Source organism: Enterobacter cloacae complex sp. P6RS, from assembly GCF_014982245.1.
Taxonomy (GTDB): domain Bacteria; phylum Pseudomonadota; class Gammaproteobacteria; order Enterobacterales; family Enterobacteriaceae; genus Enterobacter; species Enterobacter bugandensis.
Window position 1 is genome coordinate 65,494 of record NZ_JADCLB010000007.1, and the last position, 18,480, is coordinate 83,973.

Annotated in this window: 17 protein-coding genes; 7 read left to right on the top strand and 10 right to left on the bottom strand. The window is 56.5% G+C overall.

Translation table 11 applies throughout. The features are described from left to right. Positions 1–92: 92 nt before the first annotated feature. On the top strand, positions 93–1,730 hold the full coding sequence (locus tag INF73_RS04360) for a dihydroxyacetone kinase subunit DhaK (RefSeq protein ID WP_048999213.1): 1,638 nt from the start codon (positions 93–95) through the stop codon (positions 1,728–1,730). Between the two features lie 46 nt (positions 1,731–1,776). Here the strand turns inward: INF73_RS04360 and INF73_RS04365 are convergent, their stop codons facing one another. The 5 genes from INF73_RS04365 to pepA form a co-directional block, all read right to left on the bottom strand. Beyond that, a complete protein-coding gene (locus tag INF73_RS04365; protein ID WP_028014580.1) occupies positions 1,777–2,796 on the bottom strand; it encodes an NAD(P)-dependent alcohol dehydrogenase in 1,020 nt (339 codons plus the stop codon). A gap of 83 nt (positions 2,797–2,879) precedes the next feature. After that, on the bottom strand, positions 2,880–3,383 hold the full coding sequence (locus INF73_RS04370; protein ID WP_063943739.1) for a GNAT family N-acetyltransferase: 504 nt from the start codon (positions 3,381–3,383) through the stop codon (positions 2,880–2,882). A 123-nt stretch (positions 3,384–3,506) separates the two neighbouring features. Further along, positions 3,507–6,362: a valine--tRNA ligase gene (locus INF73_RS04375; protein WP_193541604.1), complete on the bottom strand. Its 2,856-nt coding sequence runs from the start codon at positions 6,360–6,362 to the stop codon at positions 3,507–3,509. Continuing rightward, positions 6,362–6,805, bottom strand: a complete 444-nt coding sequence (holC, locus tag INF73_RS04380; RefSeq protein WP_003861884.1) for a DNA polymerase III subunit chi — start codon at positions 6,803–6,805, stop codon at positions 6,362–6,364. The genes INF73_RS04375 and holC overlap by 1 nt, the downstream gene beginning before the upstream one ends. 86 nt (positions 6,806–6,891) lie before the next feature. After that, positions 6,892–8,403, bottom strand: a complete 1,512-nt coding sequence (gene pepA / locus INF73_RS04385) for a leucyl aminopeptidase (RefSeq protein WP_028014577.1) — start codon at positions 8,401–8,403, stop codon at positions 6,892–6,894. 143 nt (positions 8,404–8,546) lie between these two features. On the opposite strand from pepA, the gene INF73_RS22250 reads away from it, so the two are divergent. The 6 genes from INF73_RS22250 (at position 8,547) to mtgA (ending at position 14,929) form a co-directional block, all read left to right on the top strand. Continuing rightward, positions 8,547–8,606, top strand: a complete 60-nt coding sequence (locus tag INF73_RS22250) for a hypothetical protein (RefSeq protein WP_213743486.1) — start codon at positions 8,547–8,549, stop codon at positions 8,604–8,606. Between the two features lie 63 nt (positions 8,607–8,669). Further along, positions 8,670–9,770, top strand: coding sequence for an LPS export ABC transporter permease LptF (gene lptF, locus INF73_RS04390; protein WP_028014576.1), 1,101 nt, complete (start codon positions 8,670–8,672; stop codon positions 9,768–9,770). Continuing rightward, entirely contained in the window at positions 9,770–10,852 is a 1,083-nt protein-coding gene (gene lptG, locus INF73_RS04395) for an LPS export ABC transporter permease LptG (RefSeq protein ID WP_028014575.1), read from the top strand. Before lptF ends, lptG begins: the two co-directional genes overlap by 1 nt. 135 nt (positions 10,853–10,987) lie before the next feature. Continuing rightward, complete coding sequence (gene arcB, locus INF73_RS04400) at positions 10,988–13,321, top strand: aerobic respiration two-component sensor histidine kinase ArcB (protein WP_045260464.1); 2,334 nt, start codon at positions 10,988–10,990, stop codon at positions 13,319–13,321. Between the two features lie 232 nt (positions 13,322–13,553). Next, positions 13,554–14,207, top strand: coding sequence for an isoprenoid biosynthesis glyoxalase ElbB (gene elbB, locus INF73_RS04405; RefSeq protein WP_193541606.1), 654 nt, complete (start codon positions 13,554–13,556; stop codon positions 14,205–14,207). Continuing rightward, entirely contained in the window at positions 14,204–14,929 is a 726-nt protein-coding gene (mtgA, locus tag INF73_RS04410) for a monofunctional biosynthetic peptidoglycan transglycosylase (RefSeq protein WP_028014572.1), read from the top strand. The genes elbB and mtgA overlap by 4 nt, the downstream gene beginning before the upstream one ends. 38 nt (positions 14,930–14,967) lie before the next feature. Here mtgA and npr read toward each other — a convergent pair whose 3' ends face one another. The 5 genes from npr to rpoN form a co-directional block, all read right to left on the bottom strand. Beyond that, complete coding sequence (gene npr, locus INF73_RS04415; protein WP_025756690.1) at positions 14,968–15,240, bottom strand: PTS phosphocarrier protein NPr; 273 nt, start codon at positions 15,238–15,240, stop codon at positions 14,968–14,970. Beyond that, entirely contained in the window at positions 15,237–16,091 is an 855-nt protein-coding gene (rapZ, locus tag INF73_RS04420; protein ID WP_014885397.1) for an RNase adapter RapZ, read from the bottom strand. Before rapZ ends, npr begins: the two co-directional genes overlap by 4 nt. Before the next feature lie 45 nt (positions 16,092–16,136). Beyond that, positions 16,137–16,628: a PTS IIA-like nitrogen regulatory protein PtsN gene (gene ptsN / locus INF73_RS04425; protein WP_008501443.1), complete on the bottom strand. Its 492-nt coding sequence runs from the start codon at positions 16,626–16,628 to the stop codon at positions 16,137–16,139. A gap of 82 nt (positions 16,629–16,710) precedes the next feature. Next, a complete protein-coding gene (gene hpf, locus INF73_RS04430) occupies positions 16,711–16,998 on the bottom strand; it encodes a ribosome hibernation promoting factor (protein WP_014171818.1) in 288 nt (95 codons plus the stop codon). 22 nt (positions 16,999–17,020) lie between these two features. After that, positions 17,021–18,454, bottom strand: a complete 1,434-nt coding sequence (rpoN, locus tag INF73_RS04435; protein WP_028014571.1) for an RNA polymerase factor sigma-54 — start codon at positions 18,452–18,454, stop codon at positions 17,021–17,023. Between the last annotated feature and the right edge of the window lie 26 nt (positions 18,455–18,480).

Below are 18,480 nucleotides of genomic sequence, written 5' to 3' on the forward strand. Positions count from 1 at the left end.
CGGCAAAATGGTTGAGTAAATTGCTGACTTTGCGGCGCATTGTCCAGCGCGGACTATGCTTTTGCATACGGTTCATAAAATAGTGGAAAACAATGTCCAGATTCTTCTTTAACGATCGCAAACAGCTGGTCAACGACGCCATTGAAGGCATACTGCTTTCTGCGCCACATGCGAATCTCGTCAAACTTGATATCGATCCAGCTATCAGGGTTGTCGCCCGCGGCGACTGGGATAAAAGCCGCGTGGCGGTGATCTCCGGCGGTGGCTCCGGGCACGAACCGGCGCACGCCGGATTTGTCGGTAAAGGCATGCTGACGGCGGCAGTGTGTGGCGATCTGTTCGCCTCCCCGAGCGTGGATGCGGTGCTGAACGCTATTGTGGCGGTGACGGGCGATCGCGGCTGCCTGCTGATCGTCAAAAACTATACCGGTGACCGGCTTAACTTTGGCCTGGCGGCAGAAAAGGCCAAACGCTACGGCCTGAAGGTCGAGATGGTGATTGTGGCGGACGATATCGCGCTGCCCGACAACAAGCAGCCGCGCGGCATTGCCGGCACGGCGCTGGTGCACAAGATTGCGGGCTATGCAGCGGAGCAAGGAAAATCGCTGAGCGAGGTGCGGGATATTGCGCAGCAGGCCTGCGATAACCTCTGGAGCCTGGGCGTTGCGATGCAAACCTGCAACCTGCCGGGCAGCGACGATGAAGAGGGGCGCATCAAGCAGGGCCATGTCGAGCTGGGGCTGGGGATCCACGGGGAGCCGGGTGCCTCGGTGGTTGATACGCAAAACAGCAAAGCGATTATCGACACGCTGGTGTCGCCGCTCAAAGCGCAGGCGGGCGAGGGGCGTTTCGCGGTGCTGATCAACAACCTCGGCGGCGTGTCCGCGCTGGAGATGGCTTTGCTCACCAAAGAGCTGGCACATTCAGCGCTGAAAGAGAATATTGCGTACCTGATTGGCCCTGCGCCGCTGGTGAGCGCGCTGGATATGAAGGGCTTTTCTCTGACGCTGCTAAAGCTCAACGATTACTTTGAAAAGGCGATTCACGCCGAGGTCGAGACGCTGGGCTGGCAGAAGCCTGTGGCGTTTGCCCCTCTGCGTACCGTTCCGCAAAGCGCTATTCACGATAGCGTGGAATATGCCGCGTCCGACAATCCGCAGGTGAAGGAGTCTGTTTCACAGGTGACGAAGACGCTCATACAGCTTGAAAACCGCCTGAATGCGCTGGATGCCAAAGTGGGCGATGGCGATACCGGCTCTACGTTTGCGCAAGGTGCACGGGATATTGCGCAGCGCCTGGAAGAAAACACTCTCCCGCTGAATGACGTGCCTAAGCTGCTGTTGCTGGTGGGGGAACGACTGGCCACGGTGATGGGCGGATCGAGCGGTGTACTCATGTCGATCTTCTTCACGGCGGCGGGGCAAAAGCTTCACGATGGACAGCCGCTACCTGAAGCATTGCTGAGCGGACTGGCGCAGATGAAGCAGTATGGCGGGGCAGATCTCGGCGATCGTACGCTGATCGATGCGCTGCAACCGGCGCTGGAAGCCTTGAAGAAAAAAGATCTTCAGGCGGCAGCGCAGGCTGCGCAGCAGGGAGCGGAGGCAACGGCGAAAATGGCGAAAGCCGGAGCAGGGCGCTCATCGTATGTGAATAAAGAGAATCTGGATGGGGTAATGGACCCGGGGGCGGTCGCGGTGGCGGAAGTGTTTAATACATTGGCGCAGTAGCAAAAGTAGGCCGGGTCAGGCGAAGCCGCCACCCGGCAAACTCACATCAGAAATCCGCTTTCAACACCACGCGATAACGGGCTTTGCCGTCGCGCACGTGCTGGATGGCTTCGTTAATTTTCGACATTGGATACAGCTCGGTGGTCGGCGTCACTTTGGTGCGGCCGGCAAACTTCATCAGCTTGCGCAGCTCGTATGGCGTACCGGTCGCGGAGCCTGACACGCTGCGATCCCCGCCGATCAGGGTAAAGGCCGGAACCGGCAGCGGCTTCATCACCGCACCCACGGTGTGGAAGTTACCGCCGTAGGCCAGCGCTTCAAAGTACGGCTGCCAGTTGAGATCGACGTTCACGGTGTTGATGATCAGGTCAAACTGCCCAGCCAGCGCGTTCAGCGCGTCCGGATCGCGGCTGTTCACGACTTTGTCCGCGCCCATTGCCAGCACTTCTTTCTCCTTCGCCGGGTTCGAGCTAAACGCCGTCACTTCACAGCCCATCGCGTGCAGCAGCTTGATGGCGATGTGGCCCAGACCGCCGATACCGATCACGCCCACGCGGCTGGTGGCGGTGACGTGGTGCATCAGCAGCGGTTTAAAGACGGTGATCCCGCCGCACAGCAGTGGACCAGCAGATTCAATATCAATGCTGTCCGGCAGCGGGATGACCCATTGCCAGTCGGCGCGCAGCTTATCGGCGAAACCGCCCTTGTTCAGGATGGTGGGCACTGCGCCTTCAAGGCAGTTGATCTGGTTGCCGCTGATACAGGCGTCGCAGTGGCCGCAGCTGCGTGCTGTCCAGCCAATGCCCACGCGCTGGCCAACCTTCAGCCCTTTGTCCTGCGCGGCGCTGCCGAGCGCGACGACGCGGCCAATCACTTCGTGCCCGGCAACCAGCGGATAGCTGGAGAAGCCCCATTCGTTGTCGATCATCGAGAGATCTGAGTGGCAGACCCCGCAGTAATCAACCTGTACTTCGACGTCTTCTGCTTTTAGTTCGCCCGCATCGTACTCGTACAGCTCAAGTTCTGCACCCGCCTGCGGTGCGGCGTAGCTTTTTATCTTCGACATCGTATTTCCCCCGTTGTGGTGTGAACTGAGAGTGTAGAGCATTCAGTTTACAGCCGCTTAACAGAAGGGGGCAGGAACGAAACTTACAGACTTTTCAGCATTCTGACTTCGCAGTCAACGTGGCCCGTGCAGCCCAGCGGCGCATCGATATGCTCAAAGCCCAGATGTTCATACAGGCCGATGGCCTCTTTGAGGAAGGCGGTGGTTTCGAGGTAGCAGCGTTTAAAACCCTGATTGCGCGCGTGCTCCAGGGCGACCAGCGCCAGCTTCTTCGCCAGACCCTGTCCACGAACCGACGGCAGGAAATACATTTTCTGCAGCTCACAGATATCCGGCTCGCTGCAGCTCAGCGGTGCAACACCGCCGCCGCCCACAACCTGGCCGTCCTGCTCAATGACCCAGTAGGCGTGGCCCGGCTGGCTGTACAGCTTAAACAGTTCGTCAAGATTCGGGTCGGCAACGGTGTAACCTTTATCCGCCGTCAGCCCATACTCTGCAGAAACGGTGCGGATAACGGCGGCGATAGCCGGATTGTCCTGCTCAGTGATCCGACGCATCGTCGTCGCGACGGGGGTAATCACGCTCATAGCATTACTCATTACAAAAATTGACACACAGTTGCTGTTAATAGCACCGCAGAAAAGGGAGTGCAAGCGAGGAGTTTTCAGGAAGGTTACCCCTTACGCCCTGAAGCGTAAGGGGTAAAAGCATTACAGGGCCGCGATAACGGCCTGCTGCTCGATCAGTTTGGTCTTCGCATCGGCGAAGGCAACCAGACGCTCACGCTCTTTGGCAATGACAGCTTCCGGCGCGCGGGCAACAAAGCCTTCGTTCGCCAGCTTACTTTCGATTTTGTCAATTTCCACGTCGACCTTCGCCACTTCTTTCGCCAGACGCGCCAGCTCTGCGTCTTTGTCGACCAGGCCCGCCATCGGGATCAGCAGCTCCGCACCGTCGATAATTTTAGTCACGGAAACCGGACCCTTGTCATCGGCAGGCAGCACGGTGATGCTTTCCAGACGCGCCATGGTTTTCAGGAAGGTGTTGTTCTCGGTGACGCGACGAACGGCAGCGTCGCTGCAACCGCGCAGCAGCAGCTCCAGGGGTTTACCCGGGGCGATGTTCATTTCGGCACGGATGTTACGTACCGCAACGATCGCCTGCTTCAGCCACTCGGTATCCGCTGACGCGGCTTCATCAACCTTAGCCGCATCGAATTCCGGGAACGGCTGCAGCATGATGGTATCGGCGTTGATGCCCGCAATGACCTTCACGCGCTGCCAGATGGTCTCGGTGATGAATGGAATAACCGGATGCGCCAGGCGCAGCAGGCCTTCCAGGACGGTAATCAGCGTGTTGCGCGTGCCGCGCAGCTCTGCTTCAGAACCGCCGTTCATGACCGGCTTCGCCAGCTCCAGATACCAGTCGCAGAACTGGTTCCAGGTGAATTCGTACAGAATGCCCGCTGCGATATCGAAGCGGTAGCTGTCCAGCGCCTCGCGGAAGGCTTTCACCGTCTGGTTAAATTCCGCCAGGATCCAGCGGTCCGCCAGAGACAGGGTCATCTCGCCGCCGTTGAAGCCGCAATCCTGATCTTCGGTGTTCATCAGCACGAAGCGGCTGGCGTTCCACAGCTTGTTACAGAAGTTACGGTAACCTTCCAGACGCTTCATGTCCCAGTTGATGTCACGGCCGGTCGAGGCCAGCGCCGCCAGGGTGAAGCGCAGGGCGTCGGTACCGTGAGATTCGATCCCGTTCGGGAACTGCTTCTCGGTACGCTTGCGGATTTTCTCAGCCAGCTGCGGCTGCATCATGTTGCCGGTACGTTTTTCCAGCAGGTCTTCCAGGGAGATCCCGTCAACCATGTCCAGCGGGTCAATCACGTTGCCCTTGGACTTGGACATCTTCTGCCCTTCGTCGTCGCGGATAAGGCCGGTCATGTAGACGGTATGGAACGGAACCTGCGGCTTGCCGTCTTCGTCTTTGATGAAGTGCATGGTCATCATGATCATGCGGGCAATCCAGAAGAAGATGATGTCGAAGCCGGACACCATTACGCTGGTAGGATGGAACTGACGCAGCGCGTCGGTGTTTTCCGGCCAGCCGAGGGTAGAGAAGGTCCACAGCGCGGAGGAGAACCAGGTATCCAGCACGTCTTCGTCCTGACGCAGGGCAACGTCAGCGCTCAGGTTGTTTTCCTGGCGCACTTCGTCTTCGCTACGGCCAACGTAGACGTTGCCTTCGTTGTCGTACCATGCCGGGATGCGGTGACCCCACCACAGCTGACGGGAGATACACCAGTCCTGAATGTCGCGCATCCAGGAGAAGTACATGTTTTCGTACTGCTTCGGCACGAACTGAATGCTGCCGTTCTCAACCGCTTCCACAGCCGGTTTCGCCAGCACGTCGGCACGCACGTACCACTGGTCGGTCAGCATTGGCTCAATAACCACGCCGCCACGGTCGCCGTACGGCACGGTCAGATCGTGAGGCTTAATCTCTTCCAGCAGGCCGAGGGCATCAACGGCGGCTACGATGGCTTTACGTGCAGCAAAGCGCTCCAGCTTCTGGAACTCCGCCGGGATCTCGCTGGAGTAAACGTCGGATTCGTTGCCTTTGGTGTCGTACACCTCTGCGCTTTCGCGGATATCGCCGTCGAAGGTCAGAATGTTGATCATCGGCAGGGCGTGACGACGACCCACTTCATAGTCGTTGAAGTCGTGCGCCGGGGTGATTTTCACGCAGCCGGTGCCTTTTTCCATGTCGGCGTGTTCGTCGCCCACAATCGGAATGCGGCGGTTCACCAGCGGCAGCACCACAAATTTGCCGATCAGATCTTTATAGCGCGGATCTTCCGGGTTAACGGCCACGCCGGTATCGCCCAGCAGGGTTTCCGGACGGGTGGTCGCCACCACCAGGTAATCTTTACCGTCTGCGGTTTTTGCGCCATCGGCCAGCGGATAGCGGATGTGCCACATGGAGCCTTTGGACTCGCGGTTTTCCACTTCCAGGTCAGAAATTGCGGTACGCAGTTTCGGGTCCCAGTTTACCAGGCGTTTGCCGCGGTAAATCAGGTCTTCTTTATACAGGCGGACGAACACTTCTTTTACGGCGTTGGACAGGCCTTCGTCCATGGTGAAGCGCTCGCGCTCCCAGTCCACGGAGTTGCCGAGACGGCGCATCTGACGGGTAATGGTGCCGCCTGATTCTGCCTTCCACTGCCAGATTTTGTCGATGAACGCATCGCGACCGTAGTCGTGACGAGTTTTACCTTCTTCAGCGGCAATTTTACGCTCAACCACCATCTGGGTCGCGATACCCGCGTGGTCAGTCCCCGCCTGCCACAGGGTGTTTTTGCCCTGCATGCGCTGGTAGCGGATCATGGTGTCCATGATGGTTTGCTGGAAAGCATGCCCCATATGCAAACTGCCGGTGACGTTCGGCGGCGGGATCATGATGCAGAAGGACTCTTTGCTTTCGTCGCCGTTAGGCTTGAAATAGCCCTGCTGTTCCCAGTGCTCGTAAAGCGGCTGTTCGATATCGCGTGGGTTATATGTCTTTTCCATTATTTCCAGGTTGCCGTATTCAGGTTAAAACCGGCCAGGCGGTACGCTTTATAGCGTTCGCGCGCCAGTTGTTTCAAGGATTCTTCGTAAGGGACAAAGTCTACCACTTCTGTGAAAGCGGTGGCAAAATCTGCAAAGTCTGTCCGCAGGCTAATGAGAATATCGCGCGCGCTGCTGTTGCGCTTTTGCGGCCAGGCAATTTCGACCGGTGCCCCGCCGCGTGGACCTTCGCCCGACAGGTTATGCGGAACAAAACTTTCCGGCGGGCGCGCCCATAGCGCTTCATCCAGGCGAATCGCCTGCTGCTCATCTTCACAGGCAATCAGTACGCGTTTACCTGCGCGCCAACGTTCTGCGGCAATTTCACACACCAGCTGTTCAACGGCGCTGAGGCCATCCTGATGGGTGTCGTTGTCCAGAAGGTAGAACGTTGCATTCTTCATATATGGGGCTTCTTGTGCTCACTTTAAATGCTTAAGCCGGGTGGCGGCTTCGCCTTACCCGGCCTACGGTTTACTGCCGTTTTGACTTACTCGTCGCCGTTAAAACCCGCACGATTAAGCAGGAACTGCGACAGCAGGGCCACCGGACGTCCGGTAGCGCCTTTGGCTTTACCGGAGCGCCATGCGGTACCCGCGATATCCAGGTGCGCCCAGTTATATTTACGGGTGAAGCGCGCCAGGAAGCAGCCTGCGGTAATTGCGCCGCCAGGACGACCGCCGATGTTTGCCATATCCGCAAAGTTAGACTCCAGCTGTTCCTGATACTCGTCACCCAGCGGCAGACGCCATGCGCGGTCACCGGCCTGCTCGGACGCGCCGATAAGCTCGTGCGCCAGCGGGTTGTGGTTCGACATCAGGCCGGTGATGTGATGGCCCAGGGCAATCACGCAGGCACCGGTCAGAGTAGCCACGTCGATAACCGCTTCAGGTTCGAAGCGCTCAACGTAGGTCAACACGTCACAGAGTACCAGACGGCCTTCGGCGTCGGTATTCAGCACTTCAACGGTCTGGCCGGACATGGTGGTCAGGACGTCGCCCGGACGATACGCGCGACCGCCAGGCATGTTTTCGCAGCCTGCCAGCACGCCGATTACGTTGATGGGCAGCTGAAGCTCCGCAACCATGCGCATGACGCCGTAAACCGCCGCCGCGCCGCACATGTCGTACTTCATCTCGTCCATGCCTTCTGAAGGCTTGATGGAGATACCGCCGGAGTCAAAGGTCAGCCCTTTACCGACGAGCACGATCGGACGCGCGTCTTCAGACGGGTTGCCTTTGTATTCGATGACTGACATCAGGGATTCGTTCTGCGAGCCGTTACCCACCGCCAGATAAGAGTGCATCCCCAGCTCTTTCATCTGCTGTTCGCCGATGACGCGGGTGATGACGTTTTTGCTGTAGGAGTCAGCCAGCTGGCGCGCCTGAGAGGCGAGGTAGGCAGCGTTACAGATGTTTGGCGGCATGTTGCCGAGATCTTTTGCCGCTTTGATACCGGCGGCAATCGCCAGACCATGCTGGATGGCGCGCTCGCCGCTGGTCAGTTCGCGACGGGTTGGCACGTTAAAGACCATTTTACGCAGCGGGCGACGCGGCTCGCTTTTGTTGGTCTTAAGCTGATCGAAGCTGTAAAGGCTCTCTTTTGCCGTTTCGACGGCCTGACGCACTTTCCAGTAGGTGTTACGGCCTTTGACGTGCAGCTCGGTCAGGAAGCAGACGGCTTCCATTGAACCGGTGTCATTCAGCGTATTAATGGTTTTCTGAATAACCTGCTTATACTGACGTTCATCCAGCTCGCGCTCTTTGCCGCAGCCAATCAGCAGAATACGCTCTGACAGGACGTTCGGAACATGGTGCAGTAACAGCGTCTGCCCAGGTTTGCCTTCCAGTTCGCCACGGCGCAGCAGGGCGCTGATATAGCCGTCACTGATTTTATCGAGTTGCTCGGCGATCGGGGAGAGTCGGCGCGGTTCAAAGACGCCCACAACGATGCAGGCACTCCGCTGTTTCTCCGGGCTACCGCTTTTTACACTGAACTCCATGCACTACGCTCCTGAATCTTAAAGACAACGGCGGCTGCTACGGATAGAATTGAAACCTTTCGTAACTCATGTCCGCTGTTGTGGTGACTTCGTGTTAATCTTACGTTACTACGGTTTCGACACGTCAGAAAAAGTCCTGAAGCGTGAATCCGCCGGATGTTTTAATCTTAGCGACGATTTCGACGACTCAAGAGAATAAATGACGTTTAAGCCATGAAACAAGCGATTTTCCAGCAAAGAGACGGGTTTTTACGGGCGTATTTAAAGTGATAATCATAAGATATCTGGTGCGGGAGACGCTCAAAAGCCAACTGGCGATCCTCTTCATCCTGCTGCTGATTTTTTTCTGTCAGAAGCTGGTTAAGATCCTCGGTGCGGCCGTTGACGGCGAAATTCCAACGAATCTGGTGCTTTCCCTGCTTGGGCTGGGGATCCCGGAAATGGCGCAGCTTATTCTGCCGCTGAGTCTATTCCTCGGCCTGCTCATGACCCTCGGTAAGCTGTACACCGAGAGTGAAATTACGGTGATGCATGCCTGCGGCCTCAGTAAAGCCGTACTGGTGAAAGCGGCGATGATACTGGCGCTGTTCACGGGCATTGTTGCGGCGGTGAATGTGATGTGGGCGGGCCCTATGTCTTCCCGTCATCAGGACGAAGTGCTGGCCGAGGCGAAAGCAAACCCCGGCATGGCGGCGCTCGCGCAGGGGCAGTTCCAGCAGGCGACTGACGGAAACTCCGTGCTGTTTATTGAGAGCGTTGACGGCAGTAAATTCAACGATGTATTTCTGGCACAGCTGCGTCCTAAAGGTAACGCGCGTCCGTCAGTGGTGGTTGCCGATTCTGGCCAGCTTTCTCAGCGCAAAGACGGTTCTCAGGTCGTCACGCTGAATAAAGGCACCCGTTTCGAAGGCACCGCGATGCTGCGTGACTTCCGTATTACGGATTTCCAGAACTATCAGGCCATTATTGGTCATCAGGCGGTGGCGCTCGATCCGACGGATACCGAGCAAATGGATATGCGCACGCTGTGGAATACCGATACCGACAGAGCGCGGGCTGAGTTCCACTGGCGTATTACGCTCGTATTCACCGTGTTTATGATGGCACTGATTGTCGTGCCGCTGAGCGTGGTGAACCCGCGCCAGGGCCGCGTGCTCTCTATGCTGCCAGCGATGCTGCTTTACCTGATCTACTTCCTGCTGCAAACCTCGATTCGCTCTAACGGCGCGAAGGGTAAGCTGGATCCGATGGTCTGGACATGGTTCGTTAACAGCCTGTACATCTTACTGGCGCTGGGATTAAACCTGTGGGATACGGTGCCTGTGCGCCGCATACGTGCCCGATTCTCGCGTAAAGGAGCCATCTAATGCAGGCGTTTGGCGTTCTTGATCGCTATATCGGTAAAACCATTTTCACCACCATCATGATGACATTGTTCATGCTGGTGTCGCTCTCCGGCATTATCAAATTTGTCGATCAGCTGAAAAAAGCCGGGCAGGGCAGCTATGACGCGATGGGTGCGGGGATGTACACCCTACTCAGCGTGCCAAAAGATGTGCAGATCTTCTTCCCGATGGCGGCTCTGCTGGGCGCGCTGCTGGGGCTGGGGATGCTGGCTCAGCGCAGCGAGCTGGTGGTGATGCAGGCCTCAGGCTTTACCCGTATGCAGGTTGCGCTGTCGGTAATGAAAACCGCAATCCCGCTGGTGCTGTTGACCATGGCGATTGGCGAGTGGGTGGCACCGCAGGGCGAGCAGATGGCGCGTAACTATCGTGCTCAGGCAATGTACGGTGGTTCACTGCTCTCGACTCAGCAAGGTTTATGGGCGAAAGACGGGAAAAACTTTGTCTACATCGAACGGGTAAAGGGTAATGATGAACTGGGCGGGGTGAGCATCTACGCGTTCAACGACCAGCGCCGTCTGGAGTCTGTCCGACACGCCTCTTCCGCGAAGTTTGACGCTGAACATAAGCAGTGGCGTTTGTCGCAGGTTGATGAATCTGACCTGACCGATCCAAAACAGATTACCGGGTCACAGACGGTGACCGGCACCTGGAAGACCAACCTCACGCCGGATAAGCTCGGGGTTGTTGCGTTGGATCCTGACGCGCTCTCTATCAGCGGCTTGCACAACTATGTGAAGTACCTGAAGTCGAGCGGGCAGGATGCCGGACGCTATCAGCTCAACATGTGGAGCAAAATCTTCCAGCCGATGTCCGTGGCGGTGATGATGCTGATGGCGCTGTCGTTTATCTTCGGCCCGCTGCGCAGCGTCCCGATGGGCGTGCGCGTCGTGACCGGTATTAGCTTCGGCTTTGTCTTCTATGTACTCGATCAGATCTTCGGTCCGCTGACGCTGGTTTATGGCATTCCGCCGATTATCGGTGCGCTGCTGCCGAGCGCCAGCTTCTTCCTGATCAGCCTCTGGCTGCTGCTGAAACGCTCCTGATTGACCTCTCCTCGCTTCCGGTGAACCGGAGGCGAGGCTAATCTCCTGTTTCACCCCGCACTTTTTCTCACAACCTTCAACGTCCCGCCTCGAATTTGAGTATTATTGAGCGATAAAGTCGTGAAGGGATCCTCTATGAAGCAAATTCGAATGCTAGCCCAGTACTACGTCGACCTGATGATGAAGCTTGGGCTGGTGCGTTTCTCCATGCTGCTGGCGCTGGCGCTGGTCGTTCTGGCGATTGTCGTGCAGATGGCCGTTACGATGGTTCTGCATGGTCAGGTCGAGAGTATCGACGTTATCCGCTCTATCTTCTTCGGCCTGCTCATTACCCCCTGGGCGGTCTATTTCCTTTCCGTGGTGGTCGAACAGCTGGAGGAGTCCCGTCAGCGCTTATCAAAACTGGTCGATAAGCTGGAGGAGATGCGCGAGCGCGACCTGAAGCTCAACGTTCAGCTTAAAGACAACATTGCTCAGTTGAATCAGGAAATTTCAGATCGTGAGAAGGCGGAGGCAGAGCGTCAGGCCACGCTGGAACAGCTGAAAATCGAAATGAAAGAGCGCGAGGTGACGCAGATCCAGCTTGAGCAGCAATCCTCCTTCCTGCGTTCGTTCCTGGACGCTTCGCCGGATCTGGTATTCTACCGTAACGAAGATAAAGAATTTTCAGGCTGTAACCGCGCGATGGAGCTCCTGACCGGGAAAAGCGAGAAGCAGCTGATTCACCTCAAGCCGCAGGACGTTTACTCCGAAGAGGCGGCCGCCAAGGTCATGGAGACGGACGAAAAAGTGTTCCGCCATAACGTCTCGCTGACCTACGAACAGTGGCTGGATTACCCGGACGGGCGCAAAGCCTGCTTTGAGATCCGTAAGGTGCCGTACTATGACCGCGTCGGGAAGCGCCACGGCCTGATGGGCTTCGGCCGTGATATTACCGAGCGTAAGCGCTATCAGGATGCGCTGGAGCGCGCCAGCCGCGACAAGACCACCTTCATCTCCACCATCAGCCATGAGCTTCGTACGCCGCTTAACGGCATTGTGGGGCTGAGCCGCATTCTGCTGGACACCGACCTGACCGCAGAACAGGAAAAATACCTCAAAACGATTCATGTCTCGGCGGTCACGCTGGGTAATATCTTCAACGATATTATTGACATGGATAAGATGGAGCGCCGAAAGGTTCAGCTTGATAACCAGCCGGTTGATTTCACCAGCTTCCTTGCCGATCTGGAAAACTTGTCTGGTCTGCAGGCCCAGCAGAAGGGGCTCAATTTTGTCATGGATCCCACCCTGCCGCTGCCGCATAAAGTGATTACCGACGGCACGCGCCTGCGTCAGATCCTGTGGAACCTCATCAGCAATGCGGTGAAATTTACCCAGAAGGGGCAGGTGGCGGTGCGTATTCGCTATGACGACGGGGACATGCTGCACTTCGAGGTGGAGGACTCCGGGATTGGTATTCCGCAGGAGGAGCAGGACAAGATTTTCGCGATGTACTACCAGGTGAAGGACAGCAACGGTGGAAAACCGGCCACTGGTACCGGAATCGGCCTGGCGGTGTCTAAGCGGCTGGCGAAGAGCATGGGCGGTGACATCACCGTTGCCAGCCAGGCGGGCAAAGGGTCAACCTTCACGCTGACGGTGCATGCGCCGGCGGTGGCGGAAGAGGTAGAGGATACCTTTGAAAACGACGATATGCCGCTGCCTGCGCTGCACGTCCTGTTGGTGGAGGATATTGAGCTTAACGTGATTGTAGCGCGCTCGGTGCTGGAAAAACTGGGCAACAGCGTGGATGTCGCGATGACCGGTAAAGCCGCGCTGGAGATGTTTACACCTGGTGAATATGACCTCGTTCTGCTGGATATCCAGTTGCCGGATATGACCGGGCTGGATATCTCGCGTGAACTGACGCGTCAGTACGCGGCTGATGAACTGCCGCCGCTGGTGGCGCTGACGGCGAACGTGCTGAAAGATAAAAAAGAGTACCTCGACGCCGGTATGGACGATGTACTCAGCAAGCCTCTGGCGGTGCCTGCTCTGACCGCCATGATCAAGAAGTTCTGGGATACCCACGATGAAGAGGAGAGCACCATGACGTCTGTTGATAGCGCAAAAGCCCAAACGATACTCGATACCGCGATGCTGGAGCAGTATATCGATCTGGTCGGCCCGAAACTGATTACCGACGGCCTGGCGGTGTTTGAAAAAATGATGCCGGGTTATCTGAGCGTGCTGGAGTCAAACCTGACGGCGCGTGACCAGAAGGGCATCGTGGAAGAAGGGCATAAAATCAAAGGCGCAGCCGGCTCGGTCGGGTTACGCCACCTGCAGCAGCTGGGTCAACAGATTCAGTCGCCTGATTTACCAGCTTGGGAAGATAACGTTGGTGATTGGGTTGAAGAGATGAAACAAGAGTGGCAGAACGATGTTGCGGTGCTCAAGGCCTGGGTGGATGCCAGAAAAAAATGACCCCGGCTAGACCGGGGTGCGCGAATACTGCGCCAACACCAGGGAAATCGTGGCTGCGCCTGTTTTTTAAAGTAATTTTCTAATGGGCGCCGCCGTAAAAATTTAGGCCGCACGCAGATAAGATAGCAAATCTTAAATGGTTTGTTACATGAATCAGTGAAATGTGTGAAGCATAGCGTTTTAATCAAAATTATTAATGTGCTTCAGCGAGTTGCAAAGAAGGATCGTCAAGATGAAAAAAATTGGTGTTGTCCTGAGCGGGTGCGGTGTTTTTGATGGCTCAGAAATACACGAAGCCGTAATCACGCTGCTGGCCCTGACAAAACAGGGAGCAGAGGTTATCTGTTTTGCGCCCGACAAAAATCAGTCGGATGTGATTAACCATCTGACCGGCGAGCCGATGGCCGAAACGCGTAACGTGCTGATTGAAGCCGCGCGTATTGCCCGGGGAGAGATTCATCCGCTGGCGAAGGCAGATGCCGCTGAACTGGATGCGCTCATTGTGCCAGGCGGCTTCGGCGCCGCGAAAAATCTCAGCACCTTTGCTGCCGAGGGTGCCGCATGCGCGGTGGACCCTGATCTCAAAGCGCTGACGCTGGCGATGCATGCCGCGGGCAAGCCGCTGGGCTTTATCTGTATTGCACCGGCCATGCTGCCAAATATTTTCGATTTTCCGTTACGGCTGACGATCGGAACCGATATTGATACCGCAGAGGTCGTCGAGGATATGGGGGGCGAACACGTTCCGTGCCCGGTCGATGACATTGTGGTGGATGAAGACAACAAAGTTGTCACCACGCCCGCGTATATGCTGGCGAAGAATATTGCGGAAGCCGCCGTGGGCATTGAAAAGCTGGTCGCCCGGGTGCTGGTGCTGACGGAATGAGGCGTCAGTTTTCCGCAGGCGCATGGGTGAAACGCCTTCTTTTCCGCATCGTACTCGTCCTGGCGGTGTTCTGGGGGGGCGGGCTGGCCGTGTTCAGCATTTTGCCGGTACCGTTTTCAGCGGTCATGGTTGAGCGCCAGCTTAGCGCGTGGTTCTCCGGTGATTTCGGCTATGTTGCCCATTCTGACTGGGTAAGCATGGATGAAATTTCTCCGTTCATGGGGCTGGCGGTTATCGCGGCGGAAGATCAAAAATTCCCGGAGCACTGGGGGTTCGATGTGGCCGCGATCGAAAAGGCGCTGGCCCATAACGAACGTCACGAAAACCGCGTGCGCGGTGCGTCAACGCTGTCGCAGCAGACGGCTAAAAACCTGTTCCTGTGGGATGGCCGAAGCTGGGTGCGAAAAGGGCTGGAAGCGGGCCTGACCCTGGGAATGGAAACGGTCTGGAGCAAAAAGCGTATTCTGACCGTTTACCTTAATATCGCCGAGTTCGGCGACGGGGTATTTGGTGTCGAAGCTGCATCACAACGCTATTTTAATAAACCTGCCAGCAGGCTGAGCATGTCGGAGGCGGCGCTGCTCGCGGCTGTTCTGCCTAATCCTGTCCGCTTCAAGGCCAGCGCCCCGTCAGGGTACGTGCGAAGCCGTCAGGCGTGGATCATGCGCCAGATGCGCCAGCTGGGTGGGGAAGGGTTTATGGAGAGAAATGCGTTAATGTAGGGCGGGTAAGCGCAGCGCCACCCGCCAGAATAGCAGGCCTAATCTTCGTCGAACCCGGCGTTAAACAGCGCAACTACCGCTGCCAGAGCTTCCTCTTCCTGAGGACCGGTGGCTTCAACCTCAATCTGACGCCCTTTGGCGGAGTCCAGCATCAGCAGCGCAATCACGCTGTTGGCTTCCGCTTCGGTGCCTTCGTCATTACGCAGCAGCACTTCTGCATCGAAACCCTGCATCAGCTCAAACAGCTTCATCGCCGGGCGTGCATGCATGCCAAGCTTATTGGTGATCTCAACGGTTTGTTTTACGGTCATGTTTTACGTTTTTCCAGCGTGCGATGACGGGACTGAACGTTCTTACCGCGCGAGCGGAAATAGTCGGCCAGCTGTTCGGCGATGTAGACCGAACGATGTTTACCGCCGGTACAGCCAATCGCCACCGTCAGGTAGCTACGATTGTTTGTCTCCAGCATAGGTAACCATAGCTCAAGGTAGCTTCGCGTCTGGTAGATAAAATTGTGAACTTCTGTGTGTCGGTCGAGGAACGCCGCCACGGGCTTATCCAGGCCGGTCATTGGACGCAGTTTGGGATCCCAGTGCGGGTTCGGCAGGAAGCGCACGTCGAAAACATAGTCCGCATCAATCGGAATACCGTGCTTAAAGCCGAAGGATTCGAATACCATCGTCAGCTCGCGCTCGCGTTTGCCCAGCAGCCGGGTTCGCAGCATTTCCGCCAGCTCGTGAACGGACATCTCTGAGGTGTCGACAATCAGATCGGCACGAGAGCGCAGCGGCTCAAGCAGATCGCTCTCTTCGTCGATGGCGCTCTCCAGCGAGAGATTCTTGCTGGAAAGCGGGTGCAGACGACGGGTGTCGCTGTAGCGGCGGATCAGGGTATTGCGGTCGGCATCAAGGAACAGCAGCTGAGGCGAGAACGCGTCAGGCAGGTTACTCATGGCCTGTTCGAAGATCTCTGGCGATTCCGGCATGTTACGAACGTCGATACTGACGGCGGCGGAGGTTTGTCTCTCCGCTAACGTGCGTGCCAGATCGGGCAATAACACGACCGGCAGGTTATCGACGCAGTAAAAACCCATGTCTTCCAGCGCGCGCAGAGCAACGGATTTCCCCGACCCTGAACGACCGCTGACAATCATCAGCACCATGTTCCGTTTCTCCTCAGGACAACAGATGTGAAGGCCATCACCTGGTTATGCGTCATCCTGATTGCCTTCTGCTTCAGTGATAATTTGATAAAGCTCTTCATCACTTTGGGCTGAGCGCAGTCGACGGCAGATGGTTTTATCCGCCAGACGTTTAGCAACCAGCGAAAGCGTATGCAGGTGGGTCTTGGTCTGGTCTGCAGGCACCAGCAGCGCGAAGAGGAGATCGACGGGCTGGTTATCAATGGCGTCAAAAGCGATTGGGGTTTCCAGCTGCACAAACACACCGACGGCACGCAGGGTGTCCTCTTCCAGCTTGCCGTGCGGGATCGCGATGCCGTTGCCGATACCGGTACTGCCCATCTTTTCACGGGTCAGAATGGCTTCGAACACCACCTGCGGCGGCAGGCCCAGCTGTTTTGCAGCTAATTCACTGATGATCTCCAGCGCACGTTTTTTGCTCTGGCAGTGAACGGCACTGCGGGTACATTCCTGGTTAAGGACATTGCTCAGTTGAAGAGCGGAATCGTTGTTCATCATAATTTCACCTAAGCGCTAACTGTACAAATGGCCCGTTGTGTTTCACAACAGGCCGTCCTGCACCCGTTAACTGCCCGGACAATTAGTGTTGTTTCAGTTTATCTTTATGTTTATTGAGCTGTCGCGCAAGCTTGTCAATCAAGCCGTCGATAGCCGCGTACATGTCTTGCCCTTCCGCACTGGCATGGAGTTCACCCCCGTTAACATGCAGGGTTGCATCCGAGATATGAGTCACTTTCTCCACTTTTAACACAACGTAGACCTGATTGATCCTTTCGAAATACTGCTCGAGTTTCGCGAACTTAGCGTTCACGAAGTCACGTAAAGCCTCAGTAATCTCGACGTTATGTCCTGTGATATTGAGCTGCATAGTGTCTTCCTTATCGGTTGTGTCAGACCAGCTGTTTACGCTGGTTAGACGGCGGAATGGATAAAGACTCTCGATACTTCGCAACAGTACGACGTGCCACCATAATACCCTGATCGGACAGCATGGTGGTCAACTTACTGTCACTTAGTGGCTTCGCGGGATTCTCCGCGGCGATCAACTTCTTCACCAGGGCGCGAATCGCCGTTGAGGAGGCTTCGCCGCCACCCTCGGTGTTCACGTGGCTGGAGAAGAAATACTTAAGCTCAAAAATACCGCGCGGACTGTGCAGATACTTCTGCGTAGTAACGCGGGAAATAGTGGATTCATGCATCTCGACGGCCTGGGCGATATCCGCCAGCACCATCGGTTTCATATACTCTTCGCCCTGCTCAAAGAAGGCCTGCTGCTGTTCGACGATGCAGCGGCTCACGCGAAGCAGGGTATCATTCCGGCTCTCCAGGCTCTTGATCAACCATCGCGCTTCCTGAAGATTGCTGCGAATATATTGATTGTCGGAGTCGTTGCGCGCGCTGGTACACATGGAGGCGTACTGCTGGTTGATTTGCAGGCGAGGGATGCTGTCAGAGTTCAGTTCAACGACCCAGCGGTCATTGTGTTTTCTGACCAGCACGTCCGGGATAACGTACTCGGGTTCGCTGGTCTGGATCGACTGACCGGGACGCGGATCGAGGGACTGGATCAGATTTACCGCCTCTTTCAGCACCTCTTCCTTCAGGCGCGTGACGCGCATCAGGGTGCGGAAATCGTGGTTAGCCAGAAGATCCAGATGATCGCTGATGATTAAGCGTGCCTCATCGAGCCACGGCGTCTCTTTGCTGAACTGAGAAAGCTGGATCAGCAGACAGTCGCGCAGGTCCTTCGCGGCCACCCCGACCGGATCGAAGCGCTGAATGCGTTTCAGTACCGCTTCAATCTCCTCAATCTCAATCTCTTCATCGCCCATGCTTTCCAGAATGTCGTCCAGCGTGACGGTCAAATAACCGGTGTCATCAACGGCGTCGACAATCGACGTGGCAATAGCGCGGTCGGTATCGGAGAAGGGGGTAAGCTCTACCTGCCACATCAGGTAATCCTGCAGCGACTGGGTGGTTTCGCCCTGGTAGACCGGTAGCTCGTCGTCCTGGTAGTCTGCACGCGTGCCGGAAGGGGTCCCGGCGGTATAGATTTCATCCCAGCTGGCATCCAGCGGAAGCTCGTCCGGCATCTCTTTTTGTTCGAGTGCATCCGCGGTGTCGAGCGCTTCTGTGTCCTGTGACTGCTGGGTATCTACCTCGTCATGAAGATCGGCTTGCTCCAGCAGGGGATTGCTGTCCAGCGCCTGCTGGAGCTCCTGCTGGAGTTCTAAGGTGGACAGTTGCAACAGACGAATTGCCTGCTGTAACTGCGGCGTCATCGCCAGCTGTTGGCTGAGCCTTAATTGCAAACCTTGCTTCATGTTCAGAGCATTTTTCTCCGGTTCGG

Coding starts and splice junctions, on each gene's coding strand:
- INF73_RS04360 (WP_048999213.1), top strand. CDS start 93: ATGTCCAGATTCTTCTTTAACGATCGCAAACAGCTGGTCAACGACGCC.
- rapZ (WP_014885397.1), bottom strand. CDS start 16,091: ATGGTGCTGATGATTGTCAGCGGTCGTTCAGGGTCGGGGAAATCCGTT.
- arcB (WP_045260464.1), top strand. CDS start 10,988: ATGAAGCAAATTCGAATGCTAGCCCAGTACTACGTCGACCTGATGATG.
- mtgA (WP_028014572.1), top strand. CDS start 14,204: ATGAGGCGTCAGTTTTCCGCAGGCGCATGGGTGAAACGCCTTCTTTTC.
- INF73_RS04370 (WP_063943739.1), bottom strand. CDS start 3,383: ATGAGCGTGATTACCCCCGTCGCGACGACGATGCGTCGGATCACTGAG.
- elbB (WP_193541606.1), top strand. CDS start 13,554: ATGAAAAAAATTGGTGTTGTCCTGAGCGGGTGCGGTGTTTTTGATGGC.
- INF73_RS04365 (WP_028014580.1), bottom strand. CDS start 2,796: ATGTCGAAGATAAAAAGCTACGCCGCACCGCAGGCGGGTGCAGAACTT.
- pepA (WP_028014577.1), bottom strand. CDS start 8,403: ATGGAGTTCAGTGTAAAAAGCGGTAGCCCGGAGAAACAGCGGAGTGCC.
- hpf (WP_014171818.1), bottom strand. CDS start 16,998: ATGCAGCTCAATATCACAGGACATAACGTCGAGATTACTGAGGCTTTA.
- rpoN (WP_028014571.1), bottom strand. CDS start 18,454: ATGAAGCAAGGTTTGCAATTAAGGCTCAGCCAACAGCTGGCGATGACG.
- lptG (WP_028014575.1), top strand. CDS start 9,770: ATGCAGGCGTTTGGCGTTCTTGATCGCTATATCGGTAAAACCATTTTC.
- holC (WP_003861884.1), bottom strand. CDS start 6,805: ATGAAGAATGCAACGTTCTACCTTCTGGACAACGACACCCATCAGGAT.
- ptsN (WP_008501443.1), bottom strand. CDS start 16,628: ATGATGAACAACGATTCCGCTCTTCAACTGAGCAATGTCCTTAACCAG.
- INF73_RS04375 (WP_193541604.1), bottom strand. CDS start 6,362: ATGGAAAAGACATATAACCCACGCGATATCGAACAGCCGCTTTACGAG.
- npr (WP_025756690.1), bottom strand. CDS start 15,240: ATGACCGTAAAACAAACCGTTGAGATCACCAATAAGCTTGGCATGCAT.